Source organism: Wolbachia endosymbiont (group B) of Ennomos erosarius (genome assembly GCF_964026905.1).
Taxonomy (GTDB): Bacteria; Pseudomonadota; Alphaproteobacteria; order Rickettsiales; family Anaplasmataceae; genus Wolbachia.
The window spans coordinates 828,623-844,935 of sequence record NZ_OZ034708.1 but is presented as its reverse complement, the minus strand read 5'-3'; the positions used below and the strand labels follow the sequence as shown (position 1 = coordinate 844,935).

At 35.4% G+C, this 16,313-nt stretch carries 14 protein-coding genes and 2 pseudogenes; 9 read left to right on the top strand and 7 right to left on the bottom strand.

What is annotated here, in order from left to right; genetic code table 11:
* Nucleotides 1-169: 169 nt before the first annotated feature.
* Nucleotides 170-1,732 (top strand): glutamine-hydrolyzing GMP synthase, encoded by a 1,563-nt coding sequence (guaA, locus tag AAGD95_RS04410; RefSeq protein ID WP_341818311.1) that lies wholly within the window; start codon nucleotides 170-172, stop codon nucleotides 1,730-1,732.
* A gap of 89 nt (nucleotides 1,733-1,821) precedes the next feature.
* Here the strand turns inward: guaA and AAGD95_RS04405 are convergent.
* A pseudogene (locus tag AAGD95_RS04405) lies at nucleotides 1,822-2,058 on the bottom strand (transposase); the annotation flags it as partial.
* Nucleotides 2,059-2,070: 12 nt separating this feature from the next.
* The gene (locus AAGD95_RS04400) at nucleotides 2,071-2,922 is read right to left on the bottom strand and encodes an IS982 family transposase (protein ID WP_410542088.1); all 852 of its coding nucleotides are present in this window, start codon (nucleotides 2,920-2,922) and stop codon (nucleotides 2,071-2,073) included.
* A 275-nt stretch (nucleotides 2,923-3,197) separates the two neighbouring features.
* On the opposite strand from AAGD95_RS04400, the gene AAGD95_RS04395 reads away from it, so the two are divergent.
* Both AAGD95_RS04395 and AAGD95_RS04390 read left to right on the top strand, forming a co-directional pair.
* Nucleotides 3,198-4,217: a Fic family protein gene (locus AAGD95_RS04395; RefSeq protein ID WP_341818310.1), complete on the top strand. Its 1,020-nt coding sequence runs from the start codon at nucleotides 3,198-3,200 to the stop codon at nucleotides 4,215-4,217.
* Between the two features lie 52 nt (nucleotides 4,218-4,269).
* Nucleotides 4,270-5,120, top strand: a pseudogene (locus tag AAGD95_RS04390) (IS982 family transposase).
* A gap of 13 nt (nucleotides 5,121-5,133) precedes the next feature.
* Here the strand turns inward: AAGD95_RS04390 and AAGD95_RS04385 are convergent.
* Nucleotides 5,134-6,168, bottom strand: a complete 1,035-nt coding sequence (locus AAGD95_RS04385; protein ID WP_265035070.1) for an aspartate-semialdehyde dehydrogenase — start codon at nucleotides 6,166-6,168, stop codon at nucleotides 5,134-5,136.
* 140 nt (nucleotides 6,169-6,308) lie between these two features.
* Here AAGD95_RS04385 and AAGD95_RS04380 point away from each other — a divergent pair, with 140 nt between their 5' ends.
* On the top strand, nucleotides 6,309-6,749 hold the full coding sequence (locus AAGD95_RS04380) for a hypothetical protein (protein ID WP_341818309.1): 441 nt from the start codon (nucleotides 6,309-6,311) through the stop codon (nucleotides 6,747-6,749).
* Nucleotides 6,750-6,771: 22 nt separating this feature from the next.
* Here the strand turns inward: AAGD95_RS04380 and AAGD95_RS04375 are convergent, their stop codons facing one another.
* Nucleotides 6,772-8,049, bottom strand: coding sequence for an APC family permease (locus AAGD95_RS04375; protein WP_341818308.1), 1,278 nt, complete (start codon nucleotides 8,047-8,049; stop codon nucleotides 6,772-6,774).
* A 146-nt stretch (nucleotides 8,050-8,195) separates the two neighbouring features.
* Between AAGD95_RS04375 and AAGD95_RS04370 the strand changes: the two genes are divergently transcribed.
* The 3 genes from AAGD95_RS04370 (at nucleotide 8,196) to AAGD95_RS04360 (ending at nucleotide 11,162) form a co-directional block, all read left to right on the top strand.
* Nucleotides 8,196-9,599 (top strand): hypothetical protein, encoded by a 1,404-nt coding sequence (locus tag AAGD95_RS04370; protein ID WP_341818307.1) that lies wholly within the window; start codon nucleotides 8,196-8,198, stop codon nucleotides 9,597-9,599.
* Nucleotides 9,600-10,206: 607 nt separating this feature from the next.
* Entirely contained in the window at nucleotides 10,207-10,905 is a 699-nt protein-coding gene (locus AAGD95_RS04365) for a transposase (protein WP_341818306.1), read from the top strand.
* A 5-nt stretch (nucleotides 10,906-10,910) separates the two neighbouring features.
* Nucleotides 10,911-11,162 carry a hypothetical protein gene (locus AAGD95_RS04360; RefSeq protein ID WP_341818200.1) on the top strand — a complete coding sequence of 84 codons (252 nt, stop codon included), beginning with the start codon at nucleotides 10,911-10,913 and terminating at the stop codon, nucleotides 11,160-11,162.
* Between the two features lie 291 nt (nucleotides 11,163-11,453).
* Here AAGD95_RS04360 and AAGD95_RS04355 read toward each other — a convergent pair whose 3' ends face one another.
* From AAGD95_RS04355 to AAGD95_RS04345, 3 genes are all read right to left on the bottom strand, one after another.
* Nucleotides 11,454-12,620 (bottom strand): aspartate kinase, encoded by a 1,167-nt coding sequence (locus AAGD95_RS04355; RefSeq protein WP_341818305.1) that lies wholly within the window; start codon nucleotides 12,618-12,620, stop codon nucleotides 11,454-11,456.
* A 231-nt stretch (nucleotides 12,621-12,851) separates the two neighbouring features.
* A complete protein-coding gene (locus AAGD95_RS04350; RefSeq protein WP_341818304.1) occupies nucleotides 12,852-13,103 on the bottom strand; it encodes a hypothetical protein in 252 nt (83 codons plus the stop codon).
* 5 nt (nucleotides 13,104-13,108) lie between these two features.
* Nucleotides 13,109-13,807 carry a transposase gene (locus AAGD95_RS04345; RefSeq protein ID WP_341818189.1) on the bottom strand — a complete coding sequence of 233 codons (699 nt, stop codon included), beginning with the start codon at nucleotides 13,805-13,807 and terminating at the stop codon, nucleotides 13,109-13,111.
* A 172-nt stretch (nucleotides 13,808-13,979) separates the two neighbouring features.
* Between AAGD95_RS04345 and eno the strand changes: the two genes are divergently transcribed.
* Nucleotides 13,980-15,254, top strand: coding sequence for a phosphopyruvate hydratase (gene eno, locus AAGD95_RS04340; protein WP_341818303.1), 1,275 nt, complete (start codon nucleotides 13,980-13,982; stop codon nucleotides 15,252-15,254).
* A complete protein-coding gene (cgtA, locus tag AAGD95_RS04335; protein WP_341818302.1) occupies nucleotides 15,242-16,264 on the top strand; it encodes an Obg family GTPase CgtA in 1,023 nt (340 codons plus the stop codon). The genes eno and cgtA overlap by 13 nt, the downstream gene beginning before the upstream one ends.
* Nucleotides 16,265-16,313 lie beyond the last annotated feature (49 nt).

Below are 16,313 nucleotides of genomic sequence, written 5' to 3'. Positions count from 1 at the left end.
AATTTATTGTTTTTCAAATTGTAGGTAAACCTAAGCCACTTTAGCTATAAAAAGTAGATCATAGCTAACGTTTAAGCCACACATTAAAGCTTTTAAGAGGTCTTAGTTTACTTACTCCATTATTTTCTTTATTATCAGATATCACTTTTAAATAATATGGAGGAGTAAGTTGTCAGCAATTGCCATTATTGATTTTGGTTCACAGTTTACACAGCTTATCGCAAGACAAGTAAGAGGCATGGGCGTTTATTGTGAAATATTTCCAAGCAACGTCAGTTTTGAAACAATATCAAAATTCAATGGGTTTATTCTCTCTGGAGGACCGCAATCTGTAAATGATGATTGTTCTGAAACAAGTAGAGTAGTACATGAAATTATAAAACTCAATGAGGCAACAAACGTTCCTATACTTGGAATATGCTATGGACAGCAACTCATTTGTCATTATTTTGGAGCAAAAGTAAAAGAGAGTTTCAAACAGGAGTTTGGCAGAACTAAGATCAAGGTACTAAAAGAATCTCCCATTATAAAGGATACGTGGGATGTTAATTCTGAAGTGGATGTATTAATGAATCATGCAGACAGTGTTGATACTATACCACAGGGATTTACTGTTATCGCATCAGGTGTGATAAATCAAACAATTGCAATGATTGTCAACGAACAGCGGAAGATTTACTGTACTCAATTCCATCCTGAAGTGAGGCCCACAACAAATGGCAGTAAATTGCTCTCTAACTTCTTGGATATTGCAAATTGCGAAAGAGACTGGACAATGAAGTCGTTTATTGAGGAGCAGAAGGAAAAAATCAAAAATGTAGTAGGAGAGAAAAAAGTAATCGCTGCAGTAAGTGGTGGGGTTGATTCAAGTGTTGCAGCGGCTCTCACACATAAAGCTATAGGAAAACAATTGAACTGTATTTTTATCGATACTGGGTTGTTACGCAAGAACCAGACCATTACTATGTTGAAAGAGATTCCGATAAACTATGTTGATAAATCAAATTTATTTTTGAGTAGGTTGAAGGGAATAACTGATCCAGAAGAAAAGCGAAAAATTATCGGTAACACTTTTATTGAAGTGTTTGAAGAAGAAGCAAAAAAAATAGGTGATGTGGATTTTTTGATGCAAGGTACCATCTACTCTGATGTAGTTGAGTCAGGGCATGCCTCAGACAACACTAGTACAATTAAGTCTCACCATAATGTTGGTGGGTTGCCAGAAAAGATGAACCTGAAGCTAGTGGAGCCTTTACGTTACCTCTTTAAAGATGAGGTAAGGCTACTTGGAAAGGAAATTGGGCTTTCAGATGAGATAATATTTCAACATCCATTTCCTGGACCCGGACTTGCAGTGAGGATTATAAGTGAAGTCGATGAAGAAAAGGTGCGAATATTGCAAGAAGCAGATGAAATATATATTAATACGATGAAAAATTACGATCTATACGATAAGATATGGCAAGCTTTTGCTGTATTATTACCAATAAAAACTGTAGGCGTCATGGGAGATGGTCGTACGTACGGATATGTTTGTGCTTTGAGGGCTGTAACATCATCTGATGGTATGACAGCCGATGCATTTCCATTTGAAGATAAGGATCAACACTTGTTAGTATTTTGGGATTTTTTACGCAATGTCGGCAGTATCATTGTTAATAATGTTCCCGGAGTGAATAGAGTTGTTTATGATATAACTTCCAAGCCACCAGCAACTATTGAGTGGGAGTAAATCAAAAAGATCCCGCTGCTTGTTAGCGGCTAAGAGATACCTCGTCATCCCGCTACTTGTTAGCGGGATCTAGAGACGCGAATTCTGGATTAAGGAAGGAAGAAAGTATAGGAAATAGAAGGCTTTTTGGATTTGATGGAATAGGAAATGAGAGTAGAAAAGATATGAACCAAAAAATTAACAGGGGATCTATGGCAAGTGTGTTCAATTTCTAGTCTATTTTTTAGGTAACCAAAAACAGTCTCAATGACAGACCTTTTTCTCAGTAAAATCTTCTCATTTAGCGAAATCAATGCATTTTTCATACCTTTTTTCACCTTGGTAACGCGAATTCTGGATTAAGGAAGGAAGAAAGTATAGGAAATAGAAGGCTTTTTGGATTTGATGGAATAGGAAATGAGAGTAGAAAAGATATGAACCAAAAAATTAACAGGGGATCTATGGCGAGTGTGTTCAATTTCTAGTCTATTTTTTAGGTAACCAAAAACAGTCTCAATGATAGACCTTTTTCTCAGTAAAATCTTCTCATTTAGCGAAATCAATGCATTTTTCATACCTTTTTTCACCTTGGTAACAAGTTTCAAACCTCGGTCAAACAGCTTCTGAAAAAGCTCTTTTGCAATATAACCTTTGTCACCAAACAAAAGGCCGGTTAATTTTTCCGTCAGATTTGGCACAGGTATCCTATCATCAACATTGCCTTTTGTTAGCGTAAGTGAATGAATTTCACCATTTTCATTGATTACCATATGTAATTTGAAACCAAAAAACCAGCCGTAAGTACTCTTGCTTAATTTTGCAATTCCAGCAAAAACTTTGTTTTTGGATATTCTTTTTGCATGACAAACTGCAATGGGAGTTGTGTCTATATATGAAATTCCAGTGTTTTCTGACTGTCCACAAAGCCAATGCAACAACATTGCTAAATGCCACAAAACCCTAGGCTTTAGAGCAACAAACCTGGTATATGAAGGCAACTTTGGAAACTCTGATTTGTAGAGCAACGTTAGGTAATGTAGATAGAAAGTTTTGAAATTTTTACACGGAGATTGTTGATATAGCAGGATTATTGTCATGATTTCGGAGTGCTCAATTTCCGTTGTTCTTGTGGGTTTTTTACCATTTGGCAGTAGTTTACCTGCAAAATTTTTCTCTATATCTCTGCAAAAATCATCGACCAAACAAAACAGTTTGTTATATCTTCCATGGTTAACCTCATCTGTTTTTTTATAACTGCTGAGTTTACCCTGTTTTCTTGCCTTTTCTATTCTCCTTTAATCCAGAATTCGCGTTATAGCAGCTCTCCAGAAAAACAGGATGACTGAAGCAAACGTAATATAAAGTTCAGAGGCTTCTTCTATTTTCGTTTTTGAGCAAAATCAATAATAAGAGAGTTTCTTATTTTCATTTTTGACTTTATTTGAAAATAATATATACTATAAAAATAGCGTGCTAGGTTGAATGAATGTATATTAAAGGATCACCATCAGGCAAAGTATTCGCTGGTTATCAGGCATTTATACCTAACCCCTTGCCACCAAAATTTGAATGGGACAATGATTTAGTTAATAGTCTTTCCAGAGCAGATCATATTTTGGGTATGTTATCCAGGGAAGGAGCTAAATTGCCTAACCCTCATCTTCTCATACGACCCTTTATAACACGTGAAGCAGTTCTTTCAAGTAGAATCGAGGGAACTCAAGCAACTCTTGGTGAAATTTTGGCTCAAGAAGCAGGTGCTAACGTAGATCGCAATCCCGATGATTTACAAGAAGTACGCAATTATATATCAGCGCTCGATTATGGACTAAAACGTTTACAATCTTTTCCACTGTCGCTTCAGTTGGTTAAAGAAATTCACGGAAAACTTATGCAAGGTGTAAGAGGTTCTCACGCAATTCCAGGAGAATTTCGCCGAGTGCAAAATTGGATTGGAAGCCCAGGATGTACAATAGACACAGCAAAATATGTGCCACCAATGCCAGGTGAACTGATGGGTTGCTTGAACTCTTTTGAAAAGTTTCTACATGATAGAACATTACCCCCACTTATACATATAGCTCTATGTCATTATCAATTTGAAGCGATTCACCCATTCTTGGACGGCAATGGACGTATTGGACGTTTATTAATAACATTACTTCTGATCGAAAGAAAATTATTACCATTACCTCCGTTATACTTAAGTGCATTTTTTGAAGCTACAAAAAGTGAGTATTATGACCAACTTTACAATATAAGCAACAGAGGCACGTGGCATGATTGGTTCTCTTATTTCTTAAATGGTGTAGTACTGCAATCATTGGATGCATTGTCAAGAGCAGAACGAATTAACATTTTGATTGCAAATTGGCAAACTGAAGTTAGTTCTAAAACTGAGGGAGTTGCGAGTGGTATTGTAAGGTATCTCGCTGTAAACCCTTACTTTACTAGAAACGCGAATTCTGGATTAAAGGAGAATAGAAAAGGCAAGAAAACAGGGTAAACTCAGCAGTTATAAAAAAACAGATGAGGTTAACCATGGAAGATATAACAAACTGTTTTGTTTGGTCGATGATTTTTGCAGAGATATAGAGAAAAATTTTGCAGGTAAACTACTGCCAAATGGTAAAAAACCCACAAGAACAACGGAAATTGAGCACTCCGAAATCATGACAATAATCCTGCTATATCAACAATCTCCGTGTAAAAATTTCAAAACTTTCTATCTACATTACCTAACGTTGCTCTACAAATCAGAGTTTCCAAAGTTGCCTTCATATACCAGGTTTGTTGCTCTAAAGCCTAGGGTTTTGTGGCATTTAGCAATGTTGTTGCATTGGCTTTGTGGACAGTCAGAAAACACTGGAATTTCATATATAGACACAACTCCCATTGCAGTTTGTCATGCAAAAAGAATATCCAAAACAAAGTTTTTGCTGGAATTGCAAAATTAAGCAAGAGTACTTACGGCTGGTTTTTTGGTTTCAAATTACATATGGTAATCAATGAAAATGGTGAAATTCATTCACTTACGCTAACAAAAGGCAATGTTGATGATAGGATACCTGTGCCAAATCTGACGGAAAAATTAACCGGCCTTTTGTTTGGTGACAAAGGTTATATTGCAAAAGAGCTTTTTCAGAAGCTGTTTGACCGAGGTTTGAAACTTGTTACCAAGGTGAAAAAAGGTATGAAAAATGCATTGATTTCGCTAAATGAGAAGATTTTACTGAGAAAAAGGTCTATCATTGAGACTGTTTTTGGTTACCTAAAAAATAGACTAGAAATTGAACACACTCGCCATAGATCCCCTGTTAATTTTTTGGTTCATATCTTTTCTACTCTCATTTCCTATTCCATCAAATCCAAAAAGCCTTCTATTTCCTATGCTTTCTTCCTTCCTTAATCCAGAATTCGCGTTATATGCACTTGATTGACAAATGCTCTCTTATCAAAATCTCAAGAATCTGCACTATATTTAGTGCTGCACCTTTGCGCAGGTTATCAGCCACTATCCACATATTTAATCCGTGCTCAACAGTATTGTCTCGTCTAATACGCGATACATATACAGCATTTTCCTGTACAACATCAATTTGAGTTATGTATTCACTGTCTTCACGCCTGTTGTATACTAAAACTCCACTATCTTCGGCTTCACTTAGCACTTCACGAGCTTGTTCTTCAGTGATATGTTGATCAAATTCCACATTTACTGCCATAGCGTGGCCGATAAAGACGGGTACCCTTACACAAGTTGCAGTAACTTTTATATCTTCCTCTAAAATTTTTTTTGTCTCCTCTTGCATTTTCCATTCCTCTTCTGTAGAACCATTCTCCATGAATTCTCCTACATGGGGAATGCAATTAAACGCTATTTGCTTAGGGAATATCTCAGGCTTTTTAGTCTCATTCATGAAGATTTTTTTTGTCTGATTATAAAGTTCATCCATTGCTGCTTTACCTGCACCAGAAGTTGATTGATAAGTTGAAGCAACGATTCTCTTTATTTTTGCTTTCTGGTGTAATAGATGTAGTACTAGCAACATCTGTATTGTAGTACAGTTTGGGTTGGATATTATGTTGTGGTTTTTATATTCCATAATTTTTTCTTTATTAATCTCTGGAATAATGAGCGGCACACCTTCTTTCATTCTAAAATGGGAAGTGTTATCTATTACGATGCACCCAGCCTTAATTGCAGTCGGTACGTGTTTCTCAGAAACATGAGATCCGGCACAGAAAATGGCTACATTAGTTCCAATGAAGTCATAATCCTCAAGGCATAAAACTGTTAACTCTTTGTCACCAAAACTCACCTTCTTCCCTTCTGATTTTTTCGACGCAAGTGCAATAACAGAATCTATCGCCTCATCTTGAAACTCAGCAAGCGTGCTTAACACCTCACGCCCTACTCTTCCGGTTGCTCCAATAACAGCAATTTTGTATCTCATATAGATAAACCTCTAACTTTAAAGTTATATTATATTTTTACTGACAAAATTTACAATTGTTTTAATATTTTCACCTTGCAATTAATTGTAATTTAGCTATTATTATGCAATATTAGTAATATTACATAATAAAATGAAAGATGAGTAAAGAATACGATGAAACTAAGGTTAAACCTGCAATGTCTACACCTCAAGAGCCTGAAAGAACCAATGGATTAAAGGCTCAAAATGTTCTTTCGAAAAAAAGAAAGCCTGCAATAAATTTTGATGATAAAAAGTATGGTGTAAAAAACCTTAAAATAGACCAACAGTTCCTAAATAAAAGACAAGAACCTTCAAAGCTAAGAGATTTCTTAAGATCAATACCAATAATAGGGAGATTTTTAGCAAGGATTTTCACACCTGAAAAAATAGAAATCATCAGTAACCCTATAATGGAAGCATATGAAAAATCGCAGGCAGGTCACTCCAGTAAGATAAAAGATGAGACTAGTATAGATGATGAACACGCAAAAGAAGTAGATAGTAAACTTGAGAAGGGTAATGTTGAACGAGTGGACAATAAGAAAAGTCGTTATTAAATAAAAGGCCTTAAACTCTATTTTATTGTGCAGAAACTCTGCGATACCAAAATAAATAAAGAGGTACGCCACTTGCGGTGAATAAGCTTGCGATCAGCAAAGTATTCACAGAAGTTTCAAATATTACCCAGCAGCAAAAGGTTGTTGCTATACTGCCAATTAAAAATTTGTAACAACTCTTTTCTTGCACAATAACTTTGAGAAAAGCAAGGCTGCATGCAAGGTAAACAAATAAAAATGAAACTACAGAAAAGTCGATAATTGATGTGATCTGTTTAGCAAAATTGTTGCTTGAAGTGAGAATTAGTAGAACTGAAGTGCCAACAGAGCTGATTATTATGCCCCAGAAAGGAGAACCGTGCTTATTTCTTTTAGCAAAGAACTGTGGCATCAGTTTATCTTCTGCAAGGCCAAGAGCCACTTGTCCACTAGCTAGTACCCAAGCATTTAAACTGCCAACACAAACAATAAAAGCAACAATAGAAATGATCAAATGCCAGTTACCTGGAAACATAATTTTTATTGCGTCAACATACGGCGCTTTTGAATTAACTAGATCATTGCCGTTTATCAATCCCATGATTGCAAGGCTATTAATGAAATATATAACTGCAACAGAGATTGTGCCAAGCACTATGGCTCTTGGTATAGTCTTGGCTGGATCGTTGACTGATCCTGCAGGTGCTGTTGCTGATTCAAGTCCAATAAAACACCATAGAGTGAGTAGTGTAGAGCGAGCAAGGACTTGAGACATCGTGAGGCTTGATATTTCCTCACTTATGATAAAATTATTCCTATCAAAGAAAAACAACGCTGTTACCGGTATAGCAAGCAGTGCGGTAATTTTGACAGTCATCAATAAAAGCTCAACACATCCAGCAGCAGTGACACCTCTTAAATTTATTAGTGTAATGATCGTAAATAATAGTATTTCTAAAAATAAGCGTATATTTTGAATATCTCCATGAAAAAGCGAAGTAAGATAGCCAATACTTGCAACGATTACTGCTGTCGTGCTAACCCATGAAATCACCCAATATGTCCAACCAACAAAGAAAGCTGCAGCAGGGCCAAAAGCATGCTTTACATAAACGTGAGGACCACCCGTTTCCGGAAATTTTGCACAGAGTAAGGCAAAAACCAAAGCAAGAGATATAGCACCAAGCCCTGATATCACCCAGCTTACAAGGCTGTACATGCCATATGGAGCAAGGCTAATTGGAAGCATAAAAATTCCAGAGCCAATTTGGCTACTAATCACTAAGGCAAAAATAGCCCAAAAACCTATTTTATTTGACACAATAATTTTTATCTAAATAGACTAACGATATAACTGAAGCTCAGAAATTTCAATCGATCTTTATAAAAACTTGCATTTTTTTAATTTATGCATATAATGAAATAGATTATTAGGAGAAGGCTATGAATCTGAGGTTAAAAACATTTTTGGTTGTTTGTGGGTATGTTTTATTAATTGGTGCTGCTATTGGAACATTATTTCATCATGATTCTCTGCTTAAGATCTTTATTAATGCGCTTTATGCATTCCTTCTTGCCAAAACTTCAAGTGAGGTATTAGCTGCTTTTGGAACACTTGCAATTTCTCTTGCTGCCTGTGTTGCATGCTATGGCATACATAAGCTCTGTTCTATCTTTACAGAAAAAATTACAAGCAACTATCAGTCTTTCAAAAATGAAAACAGTGATGATAACATTTTTTCTGAAGTATATAATGACCCAACAATAGGGTTAAAAGATAAAATTTTGTTTTTCTCTATATATTTAGTATATTGCATTCAATTACCATTTTTGTACTGTGCATCGAAAATATCTGCCCTTAATCGGGGGCTGCTACTGAACACTGACGGAAGGACACCAGGTATTAACATATTTTTTATGCTTATAAGTGCTGTATTATTAATCCCAGTGGCACTTCTTGAATTGATAAAGTATCCATTAGTGAGGCTTTTCTCACCTTTGGGTTTGAATGTAAAGCAGCTAAGCTTTTTGTTTAATGTAAGTGATGTGGGCACTGGCAGTCAAAGTGTTCATACTAGAAGTTTTGAGGAAAGTGTTATAAAGTGTGCTGAGGAGCTAAAACAGAAATTTGGAACTCAGTCAAATGCACTCAATAAAAAGTATGAAGATTATATAAACAACTCAGATGAGTTAACAGCTGAACAAAGAAATCAATTGCAGAATTATCTTAACTTTAATCATTCTAATATAGCAAATTGGCGAGAATCAAAAACTGGCCTAACTCTTACACAAACTGCAAACTTAGTTTTAGCTGCTGCTGAGAATCAAAAATTAGATGTGAATTCACTATTATTAATGAATTTAAAGGATGGACTTGGTTTATGTCCTCTGGGAATGTTCGATCGTATTATTTATTCGCTTAGTTGTCTTGAAGTACAAAATAATTTCTCGGTTCAAATAAATGGAACAGTGAACGTATTAACGCCTAAAATTACTGAAAGATTTTTAAAAGAATATTGCAATTATAAAAAATTAAAAATTTTGGTAGACAAGTTTGAAGATTTTTACTCCGAAGATTATGCGGATAAAAATAATATAAGCGATGAGGTGAAGAGCAACATTAACCAATCAATAATAGAAATAAGGGAATTTGTCTTTAAAGAGCTTTACATAAAATTTTACGAAGATTATGGAGAACATATTCAAAGGAGTGTCATAAAGCAGAAATTAAGGGAATTAATTACAGATGATAGTATAAAGGAAGCAATTTATTATTCAATGTATAATATAGAAATCCCTGCAGTACCACCTACTTATCTTGAAAGAATAAAAGTATTTTTTGGAGGTCATGCAAGGTCTCCTGCTACTTAGTGGTTTAATTCGTGCTATATAGCTAAAGTGGCTTAGATTTACCGACAATTTGAAAAACGACGAATTCGTCATTCCGCTACTCGTTAGCTGATGAGATGCCGCGAATGAATCCATAGCTGTACGAACATTGTGATTTGAGAGCAATTTCCACAAGGGAGGATGTCATTCCAGTGCTTGGCACTGGAATGGCTTTGTTGCATCGCTAGCTATGATGGATTAAAGATAAAAAAGATGGAGAATATCAGTAGCTTATTATTCTGGTATTTATAACAAGAACGGTCAGTGAATACCTAAATTTGAGTAAAAGAAATTTCACTACCACTCACTAATCCGGCTAAAATTCAAGAATTTCAATCCTTTAGCTATTTTCAATAGAATTAAGTTTATTAATATAAATAATAAATTACTATTCTTAAATTTGATCAGATTGATTGCAAAAAAACAAGATTTTCAATAGGTTGCTTATAATCCTAACTATAGTTAGCCTTTCATAAGTAGCGATGCAACAAATCCCACTGGAATGGCTTTGTTGCATAGCAACCGAAAAAATCTGGTGGCTACTGACAAAATTCATTATAAATAACCATTTAACTGTTGAAGAAAAAATATGCCACAGAAAATGAAAGTCAGTAACCAAAACGGGTATAACAAATTCCTTGAAAAAAGGGGAAATATTTTTCGTTACATCGATGAAGCTATCGAAAATTGGTATGAAAATAGTCCAAAAATGCAGGGCGGCAACTATATTTACAGTGATAAAGTCGTAATTTTGGTGCATATAATTGTCAATCTTTTTAGAATTGGTTTAAGACAAACGGTGGGGTTTATAAAAGGATATCTGCAACAAATAGGAAAAAATTTGGCAGTTATCAGCTATTCACAAGCATCAAGAAGGTTTAAAAAACTTAATATTAAGATAAATGATTGCAGGGTTGATAAAAGCAACATGGAAAATATTGAAATTATCATAGATAGCACAAGTATCAGCATTTACAGTAACACTCCTGGCCACAGTAAGGAAAACAGTGCAGATAGAAAGTACCGAAGCTACGAGCAAGTAAGAAAGTTACATGTTATGTTAAGTGTAAATAGTAAAAAAGCTATAGCTGCAAGATACAGTAATGGCTTCTACTCTGACCACTATGGAGCTTGCGATTTGCTTGAAGAAGTTAATTTTCAGCACAAAATAAAAGCATTATATGCAGATAGGGCATACGATAGGCACAAACTTTATAAATTGTGTAAGAAATACGATATAAAGACAAAAGTTCTACCAAAAAAGGATGCAGCAGAACATTCAAAATAGATTATATGTCTGACAGAAATGCTGCTATTAGGTTAATAAAATTATATGGACAAGATGGTGTAAAAGAGTGGAAAAAGGAAGCAATTTATGGAAAGAGATCTTACATAGAAGGATTTTTCTCAAGGTTGAAGCAAGTATTTGGATTTAGCTTTAGGAATAAATCTGAAGTAAATCGTGAAAAAGAATTACTAATTAAGTGCTATTTGCTCAACAAATTCACTGATATTGGTATGGCTAAATTTGAAATCATTACATAAATTTGTCGTAAACCATCACTGCTTAAGTTGCTATGCAACAAAGCCATCCCAGTGTCACGCACTGGGATGACACCCTTCCTGGCGGAGATTGTTCTCAAATCACAATGTTCGTACAGTTGTGGATTCATTCGCGTTATAAGGAGACATGCAGAAAGGAAAAATCTTATTTTACAAATTAAAAATACAATATACTCAAAAACTTTTCAGAAGATCCATAGGAGGGTTTGCTAATGAGGACTCTTAAGTTGACGCCATTGGCTGAACGGATCAGTTGTGGACGTCAAGCCTATCCTAGTGCTGCATATCAAGCTCATACTCAGTATGTAAATCTTTGACCAAAGCTACAGCGTATTCTTTTTGAACAATTATACTAATTTTGATTTCAGATGTTGTGATAGCAAGTATTTCTATCTTTTTTTCGCTTAAAACCTTGAGTGTGCGGTGCATCACTTCAGTGTTAGACATAACACCAATACCAATTATTGAAATTTTAGCTACATTACCATTTATAGCATAATTTTCATTCTTATTCAGTAACTTTTCCATTAAATCAATATCAAATTTGGAGATAACAAAACTTGACCCATGTATCATATCGATTTTAACGTTTGCCCCTACTATATCTCTTAAAGTACGCAAGTTATTTGCAAGGTTAATGAGAGTTACAAGAGCTTCATTAGTGCTATAAGTTATTCCAGTAATTAAGTATCTCTCTAGTACATCCCTTTTGTGTAGTACTGCGGTGCCTTCTACTTCCTTAAAAGTGGATAGCACTTGCACTTTAATGTTATGTTTCATTGCAAGTTGTACTGAACGATTATGCAGTATTTTAGCACCAGATGACGACATTTCCAACATTTCATCGTAAGAGATAAATTTAAGCTTGCGTGCCCTTGGAACAATTTTCGGGTCTGCTGTATATATTCCATCAATATCAGTAAAAATTTCGCAAGCTCTAACACCAAAGGCTATCGCGAAGGCAACTGCTGATATATCAGAGCCTCCTCTTCCAAAAGTAGTGATTCTATCATCATTTATACCCTGAAAACCAGCGATGATCGCAGCAGTATAACCCTCAGCAAAAGATCTTTTCACACGGTCAATCTTTATTGTTTTTATTTTAGACTCAGAATAAAAATCATCAGTTACAATTGGTAACTGCCAGGCAAGCCACGATTTAGCATTAACTCCGATCGATTGGAGAGTGATAGCTAATAGACTGCAAGAGATTTGTTCTCCTGCTGAAAGCAGGACGTCATACTCTGATAACTCTTGTCTGCAACTTAAATTTGAGATTTTTCTAGCCTGAAAAGCCATTTGGTCAGTAAATCCTGCAACAGCAGATACAACAACGATTACATTACAACCTTTCTCAATATCGTTTTTTATCAAATTTGCAACTCGGTTTAAATCAGTTAGCGAAGTCCCACCAAATTTTTTTATGATTATTTTGTCCATAGTTACAATATAGCTCTCTTCTGAAGAAAAATATAGTTTTTGTAGAGATAGCAGCTTGCAAGCCATTCAGAAAAGGGAAGACAAAGCTATAGCTAACGCGTCATACCACGATTCATTCCATAGCTGTACGAACATTCATTTTTGAAGGTAAATTGCACAGCAAATGGTGTCATCCCAGTCTGGAATGGCTTTGTTGCATAGCACCTTAAGCAGCGATGGTTTACGACAAATTTATGTAATGATTTCAAATTTATCCATACCAATATCAGTGAATTTGTTGAGCAAATAGCACTTAATTAGTAATTCTTTTTCACGATTTACTTCAGATTTATTCCTAAAGCTAAATCCAAATACTTGCTTCAACCTTGAGAAAAATCCTTCTATGTAAGATCTCTTTCCATAAATTGCTTCCTTTTTCCACTCTTTTACACCATCTTGTCCATATAATTTTATTAACCTAATAGCAGCATTTCTGTCAGACATATAATCTATTTTGAATGTTCTGCTGCATCCTTTTTTGGTAGAACTTTTGTCTTTATATCGTATTTCTTACACAATTTATAAAGTTTGTGCCTATCGTATGCCCTATCTGCATATAATGCTTTTATTTTGTGCTGAAAATTAACTTCTTCAAGCAAATCGCAAGCTCCATAGTGGTCAGAGTAGAAGCCATTACTGTATCTTGCAGCTATAGCTTTTTTACTATTTACACTTAACATAACATGTAACTTTCTTACTTGCTCGTAGCTTCGGTACTTTCTATCTGCACTGTTTTCCTTACTGTGGCCAGGAGTGTTACTGTAAATGCTGATACTTGTGCTATCTATGATAATTTCAATATTTTCCATGTTGCTTTTATCAACCCTGCAATCATTTATCTTAATATTAAGTTTTTTAAACCTTCTTGATGCTTGTGAATAGCTGATAACTGCCAAATTTTTTCCTATTTGTTGCAGATATCCTTTTATAAACCCCACCGTTTGTCTTAAACCAATTCTAAAAAGATTGACAATTATATGCACCAAAATTACGACTTTATCACTGTAAATATAGTTGCCGCCCTGCATTTTTGGACTATTTTCATACCAATTTTCGATAGCTTCATCGATGTAACGAAAAATATTTCCCCTTTTTTCAAGGAATTTGTTATATTCGTTTTGGTTACTGACTTTCATTTTCTGTGGCATATTTTTTCTTCAACAGTTAAATGGTTATTTATAATGAATTTTGTCAGTAGCCACCAGATTTTTTCGGTTGCTATGCAACAAAGCCATCCCAGTGTCACGCACTGGGATGACAACTAGAATTATCTTCAGATCACACGTTTGTACAGAAAGTTTACAGTAGGGATTTAATGCGATGAATAAGATAATCAATAACGTATTTGCAAGAGAAATTTTAGATAGCAGGGGTTACCCCACTGTTGAGGTAGAGATTGAGCTCTGTGATGGAGCAATAGGCAGAGCATCTGTACCTTCTGGAGCTTCAACCGGTAAATTAGAAGCCTTGGAACTCAGAGACCAAGATGAGAAAAGGTATTGTGGTAAAGGAGTGCTGAAAGCTGTTCAAGCTGTAAATGGGATAATAGCAGATGAAATCATTGGAATGAATGCAGCGGACCAAAATGCAATTGATAAAGCATTAATTGAACTAGATGGAACAAAAAATAAATCTAAACTTGGAGCAAATGCAACTTTGGGTGTGTCTCTTGCGGTTGCAAAAGCAGCAGCAAACAGTTTCAAAATACCGTTGTATAGATATTTGGGAGGAGAGCAGATGAGTGTTATGCCGGTTCCATTCATTAACATAATTAATGGTGGAGTACATGCAGACAATAAGCTCAATTTCCAAGAATTCATGATTCTTCCAGTCGGTGCTGAGACTTTCAGTGAAGCAATCAGAATATCTGCGGAGGTGTTCCACAACTTACGTAGCATTCTTAAGAAAAAAGGTTATAGCACAAACGTAGGAGATGAAGGTGGTTTTGCACCAAATATTGAAAGTACTGAAGAAGCACTTGATTTGATCATATACGCTATAGAATCAGCAGGTTATTCAGCGCAAAATCACTTTGCACTAGGCCTTGATGTTGCTTCATCTACTTTTTATGAAGATGGAATTTACAAATTTGAAAACAGAGATCTTACTTCAGAGAAATTGGCTGAATACTATTGTGACCTTGTGGAAAAATATCCAATAATTTCTATAGAAGATGCAATGAGTGAAGACGATTACGAAGGTTGGAAATTACTTACTGCAAAATTGGGGAGTAAAGTTCAATTAGTAGGGGATGATTTGTTTGTTACAAATTGTGAACTGATATGCAAAGGAATAGAGGAAAAAATGGCAAATGCTGTACTGATCAAGCCAAATCAAATAGGGACGTTAACAGAAACTTTTGCTGCTATTGAAATGGCAAAATCAAATGGCTATAAAGCTGTTATTTCTCATCGCTCAGGTGAAACAGAAGACACAACAATATCTCATATAGCAGTTGCATCAAATTGCGGGCAGATAAAAACCGGGTCGCTATCGCGTTCTGATAGACTCGCGAAGTATAACGAGCTAATGAGAATAGAAAGCGCATTAGGAAAGGATGCTAAATATTATCGTGGGTTAGCATGGGTTTTATAGACGAAGTAAAATTGTGTTTAAAAGCCGGTGACGGTGGTGACGGCTGTGCAAGTTTTCGTCGAGAAAAGTTCGTTGAATTTGGTGGTCCAAATGGTGGTAATGGAGGAAAGGGTGGAAACATAGTTTTCATCAGCGACGCTAATCTCAACACTTTGCTTCATTTTCGTTATAGAAGACACATTAAAGCAGATAGTGGGAAAAATGGTGCAGGCAGGGATAGATCTGGCACAGCAGGGAAAGACGTTATACTTCGAGTTCCAGTCGGTGCACAAATAATTGATGAAGAAAGTGAAGAGATAATAGTCGATCTTGACAAGCCTGATATGGAATTTTTAATAGCACAGGGTGGAAAAGGTGGACTTGGAAATACTAATTTTAAATCTTCTACTAATAAGGTACCAAGACATTTTACTTACGGTCATCCTGGCGAAGAAAAACATGTATTGTTAAAACTAAAAGTTTTATCAGATGTTGGAATTATTGGCATGCCAAACGCAGGTAAATCAAAATTTTTGACTCGCTGTTCGAATGCGGATACAAAAGTAGGCGATTATCCATTTACCACCGTAAGACCCCACTTAGGTGTGGCAAAAGTGGATGATAGCGAAGTTGTAATAGCAGATATTCCTGGAATAATTACTGATGCTCACCTTGGGGTTGGGCTCGGGCATAAATTTTTAAAGCACATAGAAAGGTGTAAAATTTTACTTCATTTAATCGATGTAACTCACGATGACATTGTTTCTGCTTATAGTTGTATCCATAATGAATTGGAACTTTACAATGGTGATCTTGTTGAAAAAGAAGAGATTGTAGTATTAAACAAATGCGACTTATTGAGGGAAGCAGAAATTCTGGAAAAGAAGAATCACCTAGCTAATTATCTTAATAAAGAAGTACTGTGCTTATCAATTAATGGTGATTTACAGCCCATTTTGAGATTATTAAGTGAAAAATTGAAAAAGAGTAATCCTAAGGAAATCGATGTATATGATCCTTTTAAAGCGTAAATTTTCTATTTGTGGCTGTACAAGAATGGTAGCGTGCGACCAGAACTAA